The organism is Roseibium sp. (genome assembly GCF_965276855.1).
Lineage (GTDB): Bacteria > Pseudomonadota > Alphaproteobacteria > Rhizobiales > Stappiaceae > Roseibium.
Genome location: NZ_OZ255700.1, coordinates 2,581,555 through 2,599,418, shown reverse-complemented (window position 1 = coordinate 2,599,418; position 17,864 = coordinate 2,581,555). Strand labels below are relative to the sequence as shown.

12 protein-coding genes are annotated in these 17,864 nt (G+C 57.8%); 6 read left to right on the top strand and 6 right to left on the bottom strand.

Features of this window, described 5'->3' with window-relative positions; translation table 11 throughout:
- Positions 1 to 26: 26 nt before the first annotated feature.
- From rph to ACQY4Z_RS11805, 6 genes are all read left to right on the top strand, one after another.
- On the top strand, positions 27 to 740 hold the full coding sequence (gene rph, locus ACQY4Z_RS11830) for a ribonuclease PH (protein WP_428529458.1): 714 nt from the start codon (positions 27 to 29) through the stop codon (positions 738 to 740).
- 13 nt (positions 741 to 753) lie between these two features.
- Complete coding sequence (rdgB, locus tag ACQY4Z_RS11825) at positions 754 to 1,392, top strand: RdgB/HAM1 family non-canonical purine NTP pyrophosphatase (RefSeq protein WP_428529456.1); 639 nt, start codon at positions 754 to 756, stop codon at positions 1,390 to 1,392.
- Between the two features lie 5 nt (positions 1,393 to 1,397).
- Positions 1,398 to 2,561: a radical SAM family heme chaperone HemW gene (hemW, locus tag ACQY4Z_RS11820; RefSeq protein WP_428529454.1), complete on the top strand. Its 1,164-nt coding sequence runs from the start codon at positions 1,398 to 1,400 to the stop codon at positions 2,559 to 2,561.
- A gap of 270 nt (positions 2,562 to 2,831) precedes the next feature.
- A complete protein-coding gene (gene phaZ / locus ACQY4Z_RS11815) occupies positions 2,832 to 4,391 on the top strand; it encodes a polyhydroxyalkanoate depolymerase (protein ID WP_428529452.1) in 1,560 nt (519 codons plus the stop codon).
- A gap of 164 nt (positions 4,392 to 4,555) precedes the next feature.
- Positions 4,556 to 4,981: a DUF2852 domain-containing protein gene (locus ACQY4Z_RS11810; RefSeq protein ID WP_166672846.1), complete on the top strand. Its 426-nt coding sequence runs from the start codon at positions 4,556 to 4,558 to the stop codon at positions 4,979 to 4,981.
- Between the two features lie 119 nt (positions 4,982 to 5,100).
- Positions 5,101 to 5,862, top strand: a complete 762-nt coding sequence (locus tag ACQY4Z_RS11805; protein ID WP_428529450.1) for a M48 family metallopeptidase — start codon at positions 5,101 to 5,103, stop codon at positions 5,860 to 5,862.
- 40 nt (positions 5,863 to 5,902) lie between these two features.
- On the opposite strand, the gene ACQY4Z_RS11800 is transcribed toward ACQY4Z_RS11805, so the two are convergent.
- The 6 genes from ACQY4Z_RS11800 to ACQY4Z_RS11775 all read right to left on the bottom strand — a co-directional run bounded on the left by ACQY4Z_RS11800 (position 5,903) and on the right by ACQY4Z_RS11775 (position 17,863).
- On the bottom strand, positions 5,903 to 8,179 hold the full coding sequence (locus ACQY4Z_RS11800; RefSeq protein ID WP_428529448.1) for a transglycosylase domain-containing protein: 2,277 nt from the start codon (positions 8,177 to 8,179) through the stop codon (positions 5,903 to 5,905).
- Between the two features lie 135 nt (positions 8,180 to 8,314).
- Positions 8,315 to 9,184, bottom strand: coding sequence for a GNAT family N-acetyltransferase (locus ACQY4Z_RS11795; protein ID WP_306149360.1), 870 nt, complete (start codon positions 9,182 to 9,184; stop codon positions 8,315 to 8,317).
- 315 nt (positions 9,185 to 9,499) lie between these two features.
- Positions 9,500 to 11,962, bottom strand: coding sequence for a response regulator (locus ACQY4Z_RS11790; protein ID WP_428529446.1), 2,463 nt, complete (start codon positions 11,960 to 11,962; stop codon positions 9,500 to 9,502).
- A gap of 131 nt (positions 11,963 to 12,093) precedes the next feature.
- Complete coding sequence (locus tag ACQY4Z_RS11785) at positions 12,094 to 13,890, bottom strand: IlvD/Edd family dehydratase (protein ID WP_428529444.1); 1,797 nt, start codon at positions 13,888 to 13,890, stop codon at positions 12,094 to 12,096.
- A gap of 84 nt (positions 13,891 to 13,974) precedes the next feature.
- Positions 13,975 to 15,543 carry an HAD family hydrolase gene (locus ACQY4Z_RS11780; protein WP_428529442.1) on the bottom strand — a complete coding sequence of 523 codons (1,569 nt, stop codon included), beginning with the start codon at positions 15,541 to 15,543 and terminating at the stop codon, positions 13,975 to 13,977.
- Between the two features lie 598 nt (positions 15,544 to 16,141).
- The gene (locus ACQY4Z_RS11775) at positions 16,142 to 17,863 is read right to left on the bottom strand and encodes an ABC transporter ATP-binding protein (protein WP_306149123.1); all 1,722 of its coding nucleotides are present in this window, start codon (positions 17,861 to 17,863) and stop codon (positions 16,142 to 16,144) included.
- Position 17,864 lies beyond the last annotated feature (1 nt).

Below are 17,864 nucleotides of genomic sequence, written 5' to 3'. Positions count from 1 at the left end.
TTGATAACGGGCTGAAAGGGAGAGCCATGCGTCCGTCAAAACGCGCTGCCGATGAACTTCGTGCCGTCACGCTGGAGCGTGGCGTATCCAAACATGCCGAGGGCTCGTGCCTGGTGAAGTTCGGCGATACGCATGTCCTGTGTACCGCAAGCCTGGAAGAGCGTGTCCCACCGTGGCTGCGCGGCCAGAACAAGGGCTGGGTCACCGCCGAATATGGCATGCTACCACGTGCCACCGGCAGCCGGATGCGCCGTGAGGCGAGCGCTGGCAAACAGTCCGGCCGCACACAGGAAATCCAGCGCCTGATTGGCCGCTCCCTGCGTGCCGTTGTGGATCTGCAGGCGCTGGGCGAAGTCCAGATTTCCGTCGATTGCGACGTTATCCAGGCTGATGGCGGCACGCGAACCGCTGCTATCACCGGGGCCTGGGTGGCTTTGCGGGACTGTGTCGAATGGATGAAAGCCCGGGACATGGTGTCCGGGGACGTTTTGACCGACCACATTGCGGCGATTTCCTGCGGGATTTACGAAAATACACCGGTTCTTGATCTGGACTATGATGAAGACAGCACGGCCGAGACTGACGCCAATTTCGTCATGACCGGATCTGGTGGCATCGTGGAGATCCAAGGCACAGCAGAAGGTAAGCCGTTCTCCGAGGACGAGTTCGGTCAGCTGATGAACCTTGCAAAGGCAGGGATCACACGCTTGGTCGACCTTCAGAAAATGGCAATCCTGTAAGGACGTGACCACCATGAGCCACCGCAAACTGGAACCGGGAAAGCTGGTTGTTGCCAGCCACAACAAGGGCAAGCTGCGCGAGATCAATGAGCTCCTGCAGCCCTACGGGTTTGAGGTGGTCTCTGCGGGGGATCTGGGTCTTCCCGAACCGGAAGAGACCGGAACAACGTTTGAAGCGAATGCCGAAATCAAGGCTGTGGCGTCCGCAACGGCGGCCAATCTGCCGGCCTTAGCCGATGACAGCGGCTTTTGTGTTGCCGAACTGAACGGAGATCCCGGTATTTATTCCGCGCGCTGGGCGGGGCCCGACAAGGACTTCGCCATGGCCATGCGCACCGTGGAAGAAAAACTCCAATCGGCCGGGGCAACGACACCGGAGCGCCGCCGCGGCTCGTTTGTCGCGGTGTTGTGCCTGGCTTGGCCGGATGGGCACAAGGAGTTCTTCCGTGGTGAGGTGGACGGCCAAATTGTTTGGCCGCCGCGCGGCACTCAAGGTTTTGGCTACGATCCGGTGTTTCAGCCGGACGGACATGAGCGCACCTTCGGCGAGATGACGTCGGAGGAAAAACACGGCTGGGGTTCGGATACACCTGCCTTGTCGCACCGCTCGCGCGCCTTCGAGCTCTTCGCTAAGGCCTGTTTGAAGGGATAATCGACGTGGCACCGATCCAGGCGTCCGATGCGGGATTTGGCATTTATGTGCATTGGCCGTTTTGTGCGGCCAAGTGCCCATATTGTGATTTCAATTCGCACGTGCGCCACCAGCCTGTCGATCAAGCCCGCTTTGCGGCCGCATTCGAGCGCGAATTGAGCCATTTTGCCGAGATGACCCAAGGCAAAGTGGTCCAGTCGGTGTTTTTGGGCGGTGGGACCCCGTCCCTTATGGATCCGGCGACCGTCGAACGTGTTCTGACTGCTATTTCAGACCGTTGGTCACTGGACCCGAATGTAGAGATTTCCTTGGAAGCCAATCCAACTTCGGTGGAGGCGGAGCGGTTTAGGGGATATCGGGCAGCTGGCGTGAACCGCGTCTCTTTGGGCGTTCAGTCGCTTCATGATGAAGACCTGAAACTGCTTGGCCGCTTGCACGACGCCGCGACGGCCCGCCGGGCGATTGAAACGGCCCGGGCGACCTTCCCGCGGTTGTCCTTTGATCTGATTTATGCCCGGCCCAATCAGACCTTGGCGCAGTGGAAGGCCGAGCTGAAGGATGCGATTGCGCTCGCGGCTGATCACCTGTCGCTCTACCAGCTGACGATCGAGGAAGGCACACCCTTCTACACGCTCTATCACGCTGGCAAGCTGACCATGCCGGATCAGGATCTGGGCGCAGAGTTTTATGACTTGACGCAGAAGGTTACGGAAGCAGAAGGCTTGCCGGCCTATGAGGTTTCCAACCATGCGAAGCCTGGCGCGGAGTGCCGTCACAATCTGGTTTACTGGCGTTACGGCGACTATGTCGGCGTCGGGCCCGGAGCCCATGGGCGCTTATCGGTCGGGGTCAACCGGATGGCCACCTCTACCGAACGGCATCCGGAGACCTGGCTGGAAGCTGTCGAACAAAACGGTCACGGCATGATCGAATTCTCCGGTCTCAACGAAGAAGAGCAGGGCGATGAGTTTCTGTTGATGGGACTACGGCTGACTGAAGGCATAGATCTGAGGCGCTATGAGGCGTTTGCGCACCGATCCGTCGATCCCAAGCGTTTAAACGACCTTCTGGAACACGGAATGGTGGAACAACTCGGGGAAAACCGGGTTCGCGCAACGCGGGAAGGTTTTTTTGTTTTGGACGCTGTGGTCGCAGATTTGGCCGCTTGATGCCTTTTTCTTGTCCAAGTCATTACATTTATCACATTGATTTAAATAGCTAACTTTATCGAACCGCAGATATATCATTTGGCGGCAAAATAATTTGTTCACCAAAAAAAGCACTGTAACGGCCGGGACCCTACGAATTACCAGTATTGCCGGGACCAAGTCGCATGGCTATTCTGCTGCGATGCAACAGGTGGTGCAGGAACAACCGTCATGTATTCCGAGTTCATAAAAACGGCGGGTGGCAACTACCTGAACAAAGGAGATGCCCCTTTGCCTTTTTATCATCTTTACGAGTTGAACCATGCGGCTATGGCGCCCTTGCGCGCAGTGGCTGACATGACTCGGCTTTATTTCCAAAATCCTCTGAATCCAATGACCCATACCAGCATAGGCCGGCAGATTGCTGCGAGCTGTGAGGTTTTGGAGCGGACGACACGGCGCTATGGCAAGCCGGAATTCGGCATTGACGACACGGTTGTCGGCGGTGTTCGGGTTCCTGTGCGGGAAACTGCCGTATGGAGCCGGCCGTTCTGTGATCTGATCCGCTTTGAGCGCGGCGTCACCACACAGCGCAATGACCCGAAAGTTCTGATTGTCGCGCCGATGTCCGGCCACTACGCAACACTGCTCCGGGGAACCGTCGAGGCTTTGCTGCCGAATGCCGACGTCTACATCACCGATTGGATCGATGCACGGATGGTGCCGATCCAGGAGGGCAAGTTCGATCTGGACGACTACATCGACTACATCATCTCGATGTTGCACTTCCTTGGCCCGGACGCTCACGTGCTCGGTGTTTGTCAACCCTCGGTTCCGGTGCTTGCGGCCGTTGCCGTGATGGAAGACCGGGACGATCCGTATGTGCCGTCCACGATGACCTTGATGGGCGGACCGATCGATACCCGGGTCGCCCCGACTGCTGTGAATGACCTTGCCGTTTCCAAGGGAATCGACTGGTTCAAGAACAACGTCATCATGAAGGTGCCCTTCCCGCATCCGGGCTGCATGCGGGATGTCTATCCAGGTTTTCTGCAGTTGTCCGGTTTCATGAGCATGAACCTCGACCGGCATGTGACCGCGCATAAGGACTTCTTCCAGCACCTTGTGGAAGGTGACGGGGACAGCGCGGAAAAACACCGGGAGTTCTATGACGAATATCTCGCGGTCATGGATCTGACGGCGGAGTTCTACCTTCAGACGGTCGAAACGGTTTTTATAGACCACTCGCTGCCGCAAGGCACGATGATGCACAATGGGCGTTTGGTGGATTGCACCAAGATCACCCGCACGGCTCTTCTCACAGTCGAAGGTGAGAAGGACGACATCACAGGCCGGGGTCAGACGAAAGCCGCGCATGCGCTCTGCACTAACCTTGCAGACGATATGAAGGCACATTACGAGCAACCGAATGTCGGCCACTACGGCGTCTTCAACGGCTCGCGCTGGCGGGCGGAGATCGCACCGCGTGTGATGGATTTCATCCGTTCGAATCGGGCCGACATGCGCGGCAAGAAATCGACACCTGCAGCGTCAAAACCGGCTGCTGCACCTGCCAAAGCCGCGTCTGCGGCCGCGCCGTCTAAGGCGCCGCTGGAAAAAATCCTGTTGGCCAAGCCGAAAGGTGTCGCTGACGATTTGACCGCGATCAGCGGTGTCGGTCCCAAACTGCAAGCAGCGCTCAACGAGGCAGGCATCTTCCATTACTGGCAGATCGCGTCGCTGACTGATGAGCAGATTGAAGCACTTGATTCCAAACTGGATTTCCGTGGTCGAATGGCGCGTGACAATTGGATCGAGCAGGCGCGTCAACTGTCTGAAACGGTAAGCTGACGCAATAATCCGGGCTCGCATTTTCGAGATTAAAATCCCCGCTGGAAACGGCGGGGATTTTATTGTTTGGGGTGCGGGAACGCCTGAATCCGGATCACAAATCCTTGAAGCGCGCTGCGTCAATCCCCACCTCAAGGTCGTGGATGTCTTTAATGGATAGGACAATGACGACGACCAAAAGCTGCATGATTAAACCTGCCTGGACGCCGATGACCATTGGTCTGATGGTGCTTGGGTTCGTGGTGTTCTGGCCGCTGGGCCTCGCCATGTTGGCCTACATTTTGTGGGGCGACAGATTTGAGGGAATGGCGCGCGACGCGCGGGATCAATGGCGTGGAAGTCCGCTGAAAGGAGCATTTGAAAACATGAACAAGCCTTCTTACAGCCGAACCGGCAATGTTGCGTTCGATGAGTATCGCGAGCGTGAACTGAAACGTCTTGAGGAAGAACGGGCGAAGATCGATGCCATGCGCAACGAATTCGATGAGTTCCTGACTGAATTGCGCCGTGCGCGCGATCAGGAAGAGTTCGATCGCTTTATGGCCAATCGTGGCCGTCCCAACACCGGGCCGGAAGCAAACCCGGCCTAAGTCTGATACCTCCTCCCAGAGCCGTCTATCCCCGGGCGGTCAGACCGAGAGCGGCGCCCTGAAAAGCGCCGCTTTCGTCCGTTTAAACGACCGGCTTTCTCGCCTAATATTTACCCACAATGATTCGACTGAAGCCCTTAGGGGCGAAACTGCGCGCCCGAAAACCGGCACTGCCGGACCACATCGAAATAGACACTGGTGACGCGCCGGTGCGCATTCGCTTGCGCGCCAATTCAAGAGCGCAGCGCTATCTCCTGCGCTTGCCGGCGGACCATTCCGGACCAGTTCTGACGGTGCCGAAAGGTGGTGATTTACAAAGGGCCGAGCGGTTTGCCCGCCAGCACATCGATTGGCTCCTTGAGCGGCTTGAAGGTCGGCCGGACCACGTTGCGCTGCGTCCTGGCGATCTCGTGCCGGTGCGGGGCGAAGAGCATTTGATCGTCCCGACTGGTCAACTTCGCGGCTTGGTCTCTACCGGACAGGCTGTGTGCGGCACCCCGGCACTGCTCGTGCCCGGTGCTGAAGAGCACGCGCCGAGGAAGGTGACCACCTGGTTGAAGGGGCAGGCGAAGGCTGACTTAACGGAACGCGCCGAAGATCATGCGGCAAAGATCGGCAAGAAGATTGCCGCGATCAGTGTTCGCGACACAAAAAGCCGCTGGGGCTCATGCGCGTCAAACGGCCGATTGTCCTTTTGCTGGCGCCTTATCCTGGCACCACCGGATATTCTGGATTATGTCGCGGCCCACGAGGTGGCGCATTTGAAGGAAATGAACCACTCGGACCGGTTTTGGCGCTTGTGCGAAGAGCTTGCCCCGCAAACACCTGAAGCCCGAGTCTGGCTCAAAGAACACGGGATCCGGCTGCACGGCTACGGATGAGGCACTGAACCATCGTGCGTTCAGGAATATGCGCGCTGATCTAACCTCCGCCGCCAAAGAGGTTGCGCAACAGGTTGAGCGGTCCTTTCCGTTCACCCGTATCACCAACACTAGCCGGAGGCACAGGGCCGCTGTCAGGTCCGGCGCTGGACGGTGGAGCCACCGGCCGTTTGGGCGCAGAAACGGTCGCAGGCAGGCTTGGAACGCCTGGCAGATCTGCCACAGGACGGCTCTTGTGCGCGGAATCCATCACCGATTTCCAGACTTCGGCGGCAATCTTGCCCCCTGATGCCTTCTTGGTCGGGGAATTGTCGTCATTGCCGAACCAGACAGCCGTTGTCATGTTGCCGGTGTAGCCAATAAACCACGCATCGCGGAACGCCTGACTGGTGCCGGTTTTGCCGCCGGCCGGGCGGCCATCTTCCAGCCGGGCCTTCCGGCCGGTTCCGGTCAGAAGCGTTTCCGACATCATCAAGTTCATGTTGCCGACATCGCGCCGGTCAACCACGCGGCCCCGGCCATCGCCGGTTCGAGAGTAGATCGTCTTGCCGTCCACGGTTTTGATCCGCCGGATGATGTGCGGCAGAACCCCGTAACCGCCGTTGGAAAACGGGACATAAGCGGCGGCTATTTCAAGGGGCGTGACTTCCGACGTGCCGAGCGACAGAGACAGGTTTGTTTTCAGATCCGATGTGATTCCAAGACGCCGTGCCGTTGAGGCGACATTGCCCGCACCGACCTCATAAGCAAGCCGGGCGGCCACAGTGTTGAGGGACAGGCTCAAGGCGCGTGTCAGTGTAACGGGACCATAATATTGTTTCGTATAGTTTTTCGGCGACCAGCCACCGATGGTGATCGGCTGATCCTGGCGGACGGTTTGCGGCGTCATGCCGTTTTCAAGAGCAGCCAGATAAACAAACGGCTTGAACGCAGATCCCGGTTGACGTTTGGCATAGACGGCCCGGTTGAACTGGCTCTTGGAGTAATCGGCACCGCCAACCATCGCCTTGACCGCGCCGGCCGTATCCATCGTCACAATCGCGCCTTGCGACACGCCCAAAGCTTGCCGGTTTTCCGAGATGGCAGCGCGAAGTGCGGCTTCGGCAGCTTGCTGGATGTCAGGGTCGATCGTCGTGTCAACGATGATGTCGCTGTCTATGGAACCGACGAAATGGGGCAGGACGTCCATTACCCAATCGGCGGCATAATTCTCGCTGGCGGTTGTGTAACGGCGGACAACCTTCGCCGGGGCGGCCAAGGCATTTTTGGCTTCATCTGAGGTGATGTATCCCTCTTCGTGCATCGCAGCGAGCACAAGCTGAGCCCGGTCTTCTGCAAGATCCGGGTTTACCGCTGGAGAGAAACGGGACGGCGCTTTCAAGAGCCCGGCGATCGTGGCCGCTTCTGCAATTGTCATGAGCCGGGCGGATTTGCCGAAATAGCGGCGCGCGGCGGCATCAACGCCGTAAGCGCCCGAACCAAGATAGACCCGGTTCAGATACATCTCCAGGATTTCATCCTTGGAGTATTCGGCCTCAAGCCAGAACGCGAGGACCAGCTCCTGGATTTTCCGTTTGATCGTCCGGTCCGGTTCCAGAAACAGGTTTTTGGCAAGCTGCTGTGTCAGCGTCGAACCGCCCTGCACCAGCCGGCCTGTTGTTATGTTTGTGACAAACGCCCGGCCAAGGCCAATGGGGTCAATGCCGAAATGGGACCGGTAGCGGCGATCCTCAATCGCGATCACCGCATTGGGCAAATAAGGTGGCAATTGTTCGAGACGCACAGCTTCGCCGCCTGTATCGCCTCTGTTTGCGATCAGCTGGCCGTTGGCAGCAACGATTTTTACGTTCGGCGGCCTTGCGGGAACCTGCCATTCGGATGTCGGTGGGAGGTAAGCTGCATAGTAGCCAACAATACAAACGACAGCGATGCCTGCCCAAATTCCAAAGACCGCGCTCCAGTATAGTCCGCGTTTCAAGAGCCTGCCCAGAGCGGGCATGAACGATGACCGGGCTTTTCTTTTCTGGCCGCGGCGCTTGGCGCCGGACCGGCCGCCTCTGCCCTTCGAGTTTCCGGACCTCGATTTTGCACTGCCGCGCTGGGAGGTGGACTTGGCAGACGAGGGTTTCTTTGACTTCGGGGTGCTGCCAGCTTTGGATTTGGGCTTCGATTTGGATGTGGTCTTGGCCTTCGTGCGCTTCTTACCCGACGGGCCGCTCGGACGGTCATCCGGGCGCAGCCGCAGATCCAGCAGACTGCTGCTGGATGCGCCGAAAGTCGGCTCGACCCGTGCCTGGCGTTTCGCCCGTGGCGCCATCAATTTCCGTCCCATACCAAGTTGCCGGAAACCCCGGCTTTCCCCGGTCATGATTCTAGAATGCGGCGATTTAAGGGGGCGTTAAGCCTTTCAGAAATTGGGCTTCAGAATGGAGATTCGATCCACAACGGACGATTAGCTGGCGTAGCGGCTCGCGTCGGCGCCATAGTAGTTTACATACCGCGTGTTCAGTTCCGAAACCGGCATCACGATCAACACGTCGGTCGTCCCGAACTGATGGTCAATCACCGCACCGTCGCCGACAAAGGCTCCCAGACGGAGATACCCTTTGATGAGCGGTGGCAGCGCCCGGAGGGCTTCTTTCTGGTTAATGTCGGCAGCGGGCCTGCGATTCATGTCCACAAAGCGGTTCTCGACTGCACGAACCCGCCACTCTTCCGGCGCAAGTGAATTGTGGTGCAAAAAACCCAACTGATCGGCCATGGCGTCGGGGTTGGTCCCTTCAATGGATGCACAGCCCAGCATGACGTCGATCTTGTGCCGCAAAATGTAAGACCAAAGACCGTGCCAGAGCAGCTCAATGGTCTTCTTGTTCCGGTAAGGTTTCAGAACGCAGGACCGGCCAAGCTCCATGAACCGTTTGCCGGGATTGGCATCGATCAATGACTGTATGTCGTATTCTGCGGATGTGTAGAACCCGCCATGCCGGTCCGCAACATCCTGGCGCAAAACGCGGTAGGTGCCGACGATTTCGGGCTTCAAACGGCCGAGCTTGTTTCGCTTGAGAGAGGCGTGATCCACGACCAGAAGATGGTCGCAATAGGCATCGAAAGGATCGGCGTCGCGCCGTGTCGCCAAAGTCTGTGCGTCGGCAACCGCGGACATTTCTTCATAAAACACTTCATAGCGAAGGCGCTGGGCTTTTTTGACTTCCTTGAAATTGCGCGCCATGCGCACTTCGAGGGATCCGATACGTCCAAGAGTTTCGCCGGTTTTGACCGGCATCTGAACCGCCCCGTGCGGGACAGCTGGCAGCGGGCGCATCGCAGGCGTAAATTTCCGCACCAGTTTTCTTGGAGAAAATAGGTTCTGGCGCATCATGGACGGTCCACCCTTCGTCTGTTTCTTGTCGAAAACCGGGCCGGATCATTGCATTGACCGCTTGGATCTCCGCCAGTCTTCCTATGCCGGCTCAGATTGCGAATCTAGGCTGGCTCTGGATTGACAAAGCCGTAGACCATACTTTTCCGACATCCGCATGACATTGGGTTGAGCCCGGCGTCTTTCAAGGCCAGCTTATATTACAAGATGGTTATTGGGAAATCTGCCGGCCGCAAACCGCTGGCGGGAGTCCGCCTGTTAGCCGGCAGCTTTCATCCGTCCAATTTCCGCAAGAGCGTCTGAGATATCGTCTACCGACAGTGGTTTCGTGAGATAGCCCGCGGCTCCAACGTCGGCCGCCTGATCCCGGGCTTCCTGCATCACATCAGCCGTGACAATAAGGACCGGCACTTCAGGGCGTCCACTATCACGCTCGTCGCGGCGGATTTGCTTGACGGCGCTGATCCCATCAAGGCCCGGCATGTGAAGGTCCATGAGGATCGCATCAAATGTACCGCTTGCTGCTTCTACGACAGCCTTTTCGCCGTCCACGACCATCACCGGGACGTGGCCGAGCTTGCGCAGCATGGCCTCGCTGAGCAGGCGGTTGATGTCATTGTCTTCTGCGACGAGCAATTTCAGAGGCCGGCCGGGTACCGCGGCGCGGTTGGAGAGGAAACTGTTTTGGACGGGTTCTGCACTGACGTCCCAGGCATGGTCGGTGGTCTCGGCGTCCAAAAGGCCTGAAAACACTTGAACAAGTGTGTCAATGCGCACAGGGCGGATCAGATAAGCCGCGTAGCCGGCTTCTCTCAGATGCTCCAGGCGGTCACGCTCCGGCGGTGAGATCAAGACGACAGCCGGCGCCTTGCACCCGCTCAGGTGCGCCGATGCCAGCCATCCGGCGCTGTCTGAAAGCGCCGAATTGTCAACGACAAGCAGGTCAGCTGCCATGAGCGCCGCATCCAGGCCATCGGTGCCGGGTTCCAGAACCGAGACCTGTGCGTCATGCTGTTCCAGCCGCTTGGCAATTAGGGGGCATTCGATCCGGCTGGAGGTGACGAAAACGATCTTCCTGCCGGAAAACTTCTCCAGGCGCGGGTCTGTGGTTTCGGTCAGGTCTTCCGGGATTGGCAGGGAAACTTCAAAAAGTGCACCACCTTCTGAAGCGGGGCGCGCGCTGATGCCGCCGCCCATCAAGCGGGCCAGGCGTTGCGCGATGGCCAAGCCAAGTCCGGTGCCGCCAAACTTTCTGGCAGGTCCATGATCGACCTGTTCAAACTCCTGGAACAGGCGTTCCGCCTCGTCGGCAGCAAAACCGATGCCGGTATCCCGCACAACCAAATCGAGGAAACTGCCACCTTCAAGGTTCGGACGGCCGTGGAGCTCAACAGCAACACCGCCTTCATCGGTGAACTTGACGCCGTTCCCGATCAGATTGAAGAGGATTTGCCGCACCCGGGTCGCGTCGAGCGTGACATGTTCCGGCAGGCGGGAATCGATCAGCGTCCCAATTTCGAGGTGCTTCGCATGGGCTTTAGGCGCCAGCAGTTCGACCACGCTTTCAGCCAATGCACCGACCTTGACTGGGGCGGCGTGAATATCCAGCTTTCCTGCCTCAACCTTTGAAAAATCGAGCACTTCGTCGATTAGAAGCAATAGGGTCTCGCCAGAGGTCTCCAGTGCCTCGATGTAGGCGCTCTGTTCCTTGGTCAGGCGTGTGTCGCGCAGCAAGGCTGCCATGCCGAGAACGCCGTTCAGCGGCGTGCGGATTTCGTGGCTTACCGTCGCAAGGAACCGGGATTTGGCTTCGTTGGAGGTTTCAGCAGAGTGACGGGCCGCGAGCAGCTCTTCTTCGATCAAGCGGCGCTCGGTGACATCGCGCAAGACGGTCTGGACCAACTGCCGGTCGGTGGCAGTGTCCCGGACCGGAATATCGATCCGGGAAAACCAGCGCTCGCCTTGGGCGGTGCGCAGCCGAAGGTCGCCAAAACCAATGCCGCCGTTGTTTTCCGCCGGTGCATCCAGATCGAATATCTCACCTGCAGCCTTGTTCGCGATCGGCAACTGCATCAGCCGCCCGGGCTGCAGCTCATGGTCTTTTCCAAAAACATCATCCGCAGCGGAATTGGCGTAGGTGATCGTGCCAGCTTGGTCGCGCCGGATGACCACGTCGCCGAGCGTTCCAAGAATACTGGCGTGCCGTTCGTCGGACTCACCGAGTTCCCAAGCCCGGTCTTCCAATTCCTCACAACGCGCCATCAAGCGGCGGATCTTTTCGTCCTTGTGCTGCAGGGACTGGATAGAGCGCTGCATGTCATCGGCAAACAACCGCCATACCGCTAGTCCGCCTGCGAAAAACGCCAGTCCAACCCCGAAAAAGCGGTTGATGCCTTCTCCGGCGACGACATAAAGCGCGGCCGCCAACGCGATGACCAGCCCAACCGTTGCAAGGTTCTGAAGCGCTTTGGCAGGCGCATCCACCGGAATGTCTGTGGCTCGGCGTCCGGGGCCAACTTCCGGGATGTCGTCGAAATCGAACGTGGTCCGGCTGGGCCGCTTCGCGCGGGTGTCGACCACAGCACCGTCGAGGTCGATGTCGCAGGTATTCGCGGCGATGGTGACCTGCTCTTCAGCAGACGGATCGATGGCGCGCTGCTCTTTGTCCAGAGCGGCGTCCATCTCGGTAGACGACGCTGTTTTGCTGGTGTAACTGCCCAAGAAACCTACTCACTACAAGACCCAGTTTAGGTCACAGTGCACGGGAATCTTTGAAAAATCGTTTCATTGGCAGTTTTTCCGAGGATGTAAGTCTCCTCGGGAGTTTTCAGCACACACCGATATCTTGTCGCTCAGTGATTGTCGCGGGGCAGACCTTTGTGCGCGACATCCTGATATTTGACCGCGGGCTCCAAAACCATGCCCTTGTCGAACTGGGCCACCATACCGCGCTGGATTTCCTGCCAGGGCGTTTGGTTCTCGGCAACTTGGAACCCTCCGCTTTCTTCAAGCTTTGCGCGGCGCTGGGCCAACTCTTCGTCCGAAATCAGAATGTTGGCTGATCCTGCTTTCAGATCGATTCGCACACGATCCCCGGTCTGCAACACCGCCAATCCGCCCATTGCTGCGGCCTCGGGAGCTGCATTCAGGATTGAGGGAGAACCTGATGTGCCGGATTGCCGGCCGTCGCCGATGCATGGCAGGGCCGTGATCCCTTGTTTGATAAGTGCCGCCGGGGGCTGCATGTTCACCACCTCAGCCCCGCCCGGGTAACCGATCGGACCTGTTCCGCGAACGAACAGTATACAGTTTTCATCGATCTTCAGTTCCGGATCGTCAATCCGGTGATGGTAATCCTCCGGTCCTTCGAAAACGATTGCGCGGCCTTCAAAAGCATCCGGGTCGTTCGGATTAGAGAGGTAGCGGTTACGGAACTCTTCAGAGATAACGCTGGTTTTCATGATCGCGCTGTCGAAGAGGTTGCCCTTCAGGTTCAAGAACCCGGCCTTTTCCAGCATCGGCGCGTCAAATGGTTTGATGACATCGGGCAGATCGGTGACAACGCTGGCGCAGTTTGCCTCAATCGTTTTCCCGTTTGCTGTCAGTGCGTCTGGGTGCGGAATTTGTCGATGGCGGAGTAGCTCGGCAACAACGGCCGGGACACCGCCCGCGTGAAAGTAGTCTTCACCCAAATAGGCGCCGGCAGGCTGAAGATTGACCAGAAGCGGCACGTCATGACCAATCTTCTGCCAATCGTCATTCGTGAGCTCAATCCCAAGATGCCGGGCGATGCCGTTCAAATGAATTGGAGCGTTTGTGGACCCGCCAATTGCCGAATTCACGACGATGGCGTTTTCGAAGGCTTGCCGGGTCATGATGTCGGACGGTTTCAGGTCCTCATAAGCCATTTCCACGACCCGGCGGCCGGTTTCATAGGAGATGGCGCCGCGTTCCCGGTAAGGCGCTGGAATGGCGGCCGCGCCCGGAAGCTGCATACCAAGAGCTTCGGCGAGAGAATTCATGGTCGTTGCCGTGCCCATCGTGTTGCAATAGCCAACAGAGGGGGCGGATGAGGCGACAAGGTCCATGAAGCCGTCATAGTCGATGTCGCCCGCGGCCAGCATTTGCCGGGCTTTCCAGACAATGGTGCCCGAACCTGTACGCTCACCCTTGTGCCAGCCGTTGAGCATCGGGCCGACTGACAAGGCGATTGCCGGGATGTTGACCGTCGCGGCGGCCATGAGGCACGCCGGTGTGGTCTTGTCACAGCCGATGGTCAGGACAACCCCATCAAGCGGGTATCCATGCAGCAATTCGACAAGGCCGAGATAGGCAAGGTTCCGGTCGAGCGTTGCGGTTGGCCGCCGTCCGGTTTCCTGAATCGGATGGACGGGGAATTCAAATGCGATCCCGCCAGCGTCCCGAATGCCTTCGCGCACACGCTTGGCAAGCTCAAGGTGGTGGCGGTTGCACGGTGAGAGATCCGACCCTGTCTGGGCGATGCCGATGATCGGTTTTCCGGACTGCAGTTCTTCCCGGGTAATCCCGAAATTCAGATAGCGTTCGATGTAAAGCGCCGTCATCCCCGGGTTGTCTGGATTGTTGAACCAAGCGGCAGAACGGAAATTCGGTGTCTTGGTATGTGTCATCAGCGCCTTACCCTCTGTTCCCCTCACGGCAGAGGGTGTGAGCCGATAAATACCCGCTCGAACAGGCTTGTAAAGCGCATTAGATCAACTCGCTGCGATCAGTCTCCCTGCGTTTGTTTCCTGTTTGCGATCCGCAACAGAATAACGCGCGAAAGCCCAGAGGACGGTGAGACTGACAAGGAATAGAACAGGGGCCGCCGACATGGGGAGCAGCAACGAACCACCGCAAACCCCGCACAAAATCGACAGGCCCGACAAAAACCGTTGCGCGTGGGCGGCGAGCGCCGTGCGTCGCATGGCAAGGTCCTTAAGTGCAGGAAAAGCGCCGATGTCTTCGGTGTTGCTCACAGCCAGGATCACCGTTTGCGGCGTGCTGTGATCCTCCATGGTCTTATGGACGGATCTCAACTCCAAAGAGGTGCGATCCTGCGACAGTGTCAGCACCAGAGGTTGCTGATCGCCCAAACAGCGGTGTGCTGCTTCCGCTGCGCTTTCGCCGGGACGCGGGTCTGCAATCGGTTCCAGGCCGAGCATGTTGGCAAGGGCTTCGCGCGTCTTTTCACTGTCTCCGCTATAAAGCCAGGGCACGAGACCTTCCCCGCGCAGCGCATAGGCAGCAACACCTGCATCCTGACGCAAAGTGCCTTCAAGGCCGAGGACACCAACAACCCGGCCGCCAACTGCAACCCGGAGAACCGTTTTGCCGTCCGCTTCAAGTGAGCGGGCGATGGCGTCGGCGGTGAAGCTATCGATCTTGTGCTTCTGCATCAGGTTGGCCGTGCCGATCACGACACTTTGCCCGCCGAGTAAGGCGACTGCGCCTAGCCCAGGCGCTTGCTCAAAGCGATCGGGCCGCTTGATGTCGACACGCCATTGCGCCGCCAGTTGGCGCAAAGCTTCTGCGACGGGATGATCGCTCCCGCTTTCAGCCGATGCGGCAACGGCAAGCAGTGTTTTGGGTTCATTATTGAAAGCCATGACATTGGTCACCACCAGGTTTGGTCCCGACATGACGGCGGCCTTGTCGATAACGATATCGCGGGCTGACGCGACCTTGGCGAATCCCGCAGTCCCAAGGCTCCGAACACCGGCGGCCTTGGCCGCTTCCAAATAGACCTTGTCAGCAAAGGCGTTGATGCCATCAACGAGATAGGGCCAGGAGAGCACCAGGCAGACAACAGCCGCAATCGGTGCCTGATCGGGATTTATGCCAAGCCAAAGGGCGCCGCATAGAAGGCTGAGTTGGCTGGACGCAAAAGCTTCTTTGAGCCCGGTCCGTTCGCCACGTGGTGGCAGGATCCAAACAGCGAGTGCGCGAAGGATCATCATGATGCCGGCGGAAAACGCAGGGGCATGGGGGGTGATGCCTCCGGCTGAGATGAATGGGAGGAAGGGATCTACAATCAGCAGTCCCCCGCAAACGAGCGCCGTTGCATAGTTCAAGCTCCGTCCAGCCGCGGCTTCCGGACAGAAAGCCAGACTGGTGGCTGAGAACAGAACCGACATCGCGCAGAGGCTGATAACGGACACAGTGTTTGGTTCTGTGCCTGAATGCGCTGATGCTACGGCGAGAAGAGTTGATGCGATTGCGATCAGTGTCGCCCTGCTGATGACTTCTAGTGAGAGAGCCGGCTTTTTTGCGGCCTGTTGCATGATGATCCCCGTTCCCTGTGCTTTCCCGGTCGCGTGACGCCGGGTGTTGCTCCGGATTGAAAATGCAGTACAGGCGGTCTGTGCTTCAATCTGGCGGTCACATAGCTCCAACGGGGAACGGCTGCGCCTCTTGGCAGGAATATCGATGATTTGGTCGATTGGATCGAAACACAATGCCGGAGGGAAAAATAAAATAGAGTTTATATGTATCAATATGGAAAATAAGAATAGATAAATTCTAATGCCATAAAATAAAAATTCATTGTGACGAATTTTGGCGGAGAAAAAGAGATTGTTTTATTTACTGATAATCAGCGGAAATACACCGAGGATATTTCTCACGAATCGGAATTACGATTGATTGGGAATTGAATATCGGCGAAAACACTAAATGGAAGAGACTTGAAAACAGGGGCGGCAACAATTGCCGGGTCCGGAGTCCACTGTGACTATCGCTGCGCGGCAAATCGGGAATCAGGGGTGTCTTCAGAGTCAAGTGGACGACTCAGGCGAATCTCAAAAAAGACTCATAAACAGTCACTTAGCTGGTTTGGGACACTGTCCCGCGGAAGGCGGGACAGTGCAAAGCTTTGAGGTATCAGGCTGTTTCCAGATTGGCTCGGGACAGCAGTTCCATTGACGGCATCAGATTGAGAAGCTGCTGCGTATATTCGTGCTGCGGGTTCTCAAACAGCTGATCGCAGTCTGCGACTTCGCAGAGCTCACCGTTGCGCATGACACCGATCCGGTTACACATCTGACGTATCACCGCGAGGTCGTGACTGATGAACATCATAGTCAGCCCGAGCTCTTCCTGCAGATCTTTCAGAAGATTGAGGATCTGTGCCTGGATCGATACGTCCAACGCGGACGTCGGTTCATCACAGATCAAGAAACGCGGACGGGTCGCAAGGGCCCGCGCAATTGAGATCCGCTGGCGCTGACCACCGGAAAACTCATGCGGGAACTTCTGGCCCGCGGCCGCGCCCAAACCGACGTGATCCAGCAGATCATCCACGATCTGGCGGACTTCAGAATTGCTGGAGGCCAGTTTGTGGAACTTGATCGGCTCGGCAATGATGTCTTTAACCCGCATCCGCGCATTGAGCGACGAATAGGGATCCTGGAAGATCATCTGCATCTGCCGGCGCATCGCCAGAATTTCTTTCTGGTTCTTCAGTGATGTCAGTTCCGTCTTGCCGAAGAGAATTGACCCGCCGCTCGGGTGATAAAGCCCGGTAATCACACGTGCGATGGTGGATTTACCTGAGCCACTCTCACCGACGACACCGAAGGTCTCGCCTTCGTGAATATCGAAACTGACCTTTTTGACCGCATGGAAGTATTCCCGCTTCGAGGGGAAAATCGATCCCTTGGTCTCAAAGCGCATCTCGAGATCCCGGATCTGGACCAGAGGCCCTGTCACTTTGTCATAGTCCCGGGACTTGCCGAGCCAGTGGGTGGAGATGTCGATATGTTTTTGCGGCGTGCCGGCCTTTTCGATGTAGTTGACCACCGGGAACCGCTCAACCTTGATATCCGGCCGGGGAACGGCAGAAATCAGGCTCTGCGTATAGGGATGTTTCGGAGCACCGAGGACCTGGTTGGTTTCCCCATACTCCACCAACTCACCGTGATACATCACCGCAACATGGTCGGTAATGTCCGCGATCACGCCCATGTCGTGGGTGATCACGAGCATCGCAACGTTTCGTTCTTCACAGAGCTTTTTCATCAGCTCCAGGATTTGCGCCTGAATGGACACATCAAGCGCTGTGGTCGGCTCATCAGCAATCACAAGCTCCGGCTCGGCGCACAGTGCGAGCGCGATTACAACGCGCTGGCGCATGCCACCTGAGAACTGGTGCGGATACTGTTTGATCCGCTCAGCAGGATTGGGAATGCCGACCGCGTCGATCAATTCAATCGCCCGCTGCTGTGCTTCCTTGGCAGAAAGGGGCAGGTGCGTGCGGATTGTCTCCACCAGCTGAGATTCGACCGTCTGCAACGGATCCAGCGAGGTCAGGGGATCCTGGAAGATCATGCCGATCTTCCGGCCCCTGAGCTGCCGCATTTTCTTGTAGGGCAGTTCATCGATCCGCTGGCCATGCAGATAGACTTCACCGCCTGCAATGTGACCGGGCTCCTGCAGAAGTCCGATCACGGCGTTGCCGACGGTGGACTTGCCAGCACCCGATTCCCCGACCACGCCGAGGATCTTGCCGGCATCCACTTTCAAGCTCACCCCTTCAACCGCAACGAAAACCGATTTGCGGCCCGGGAACTCGACCCGAAGGTCTTTGATATCTAGGACGTTCACG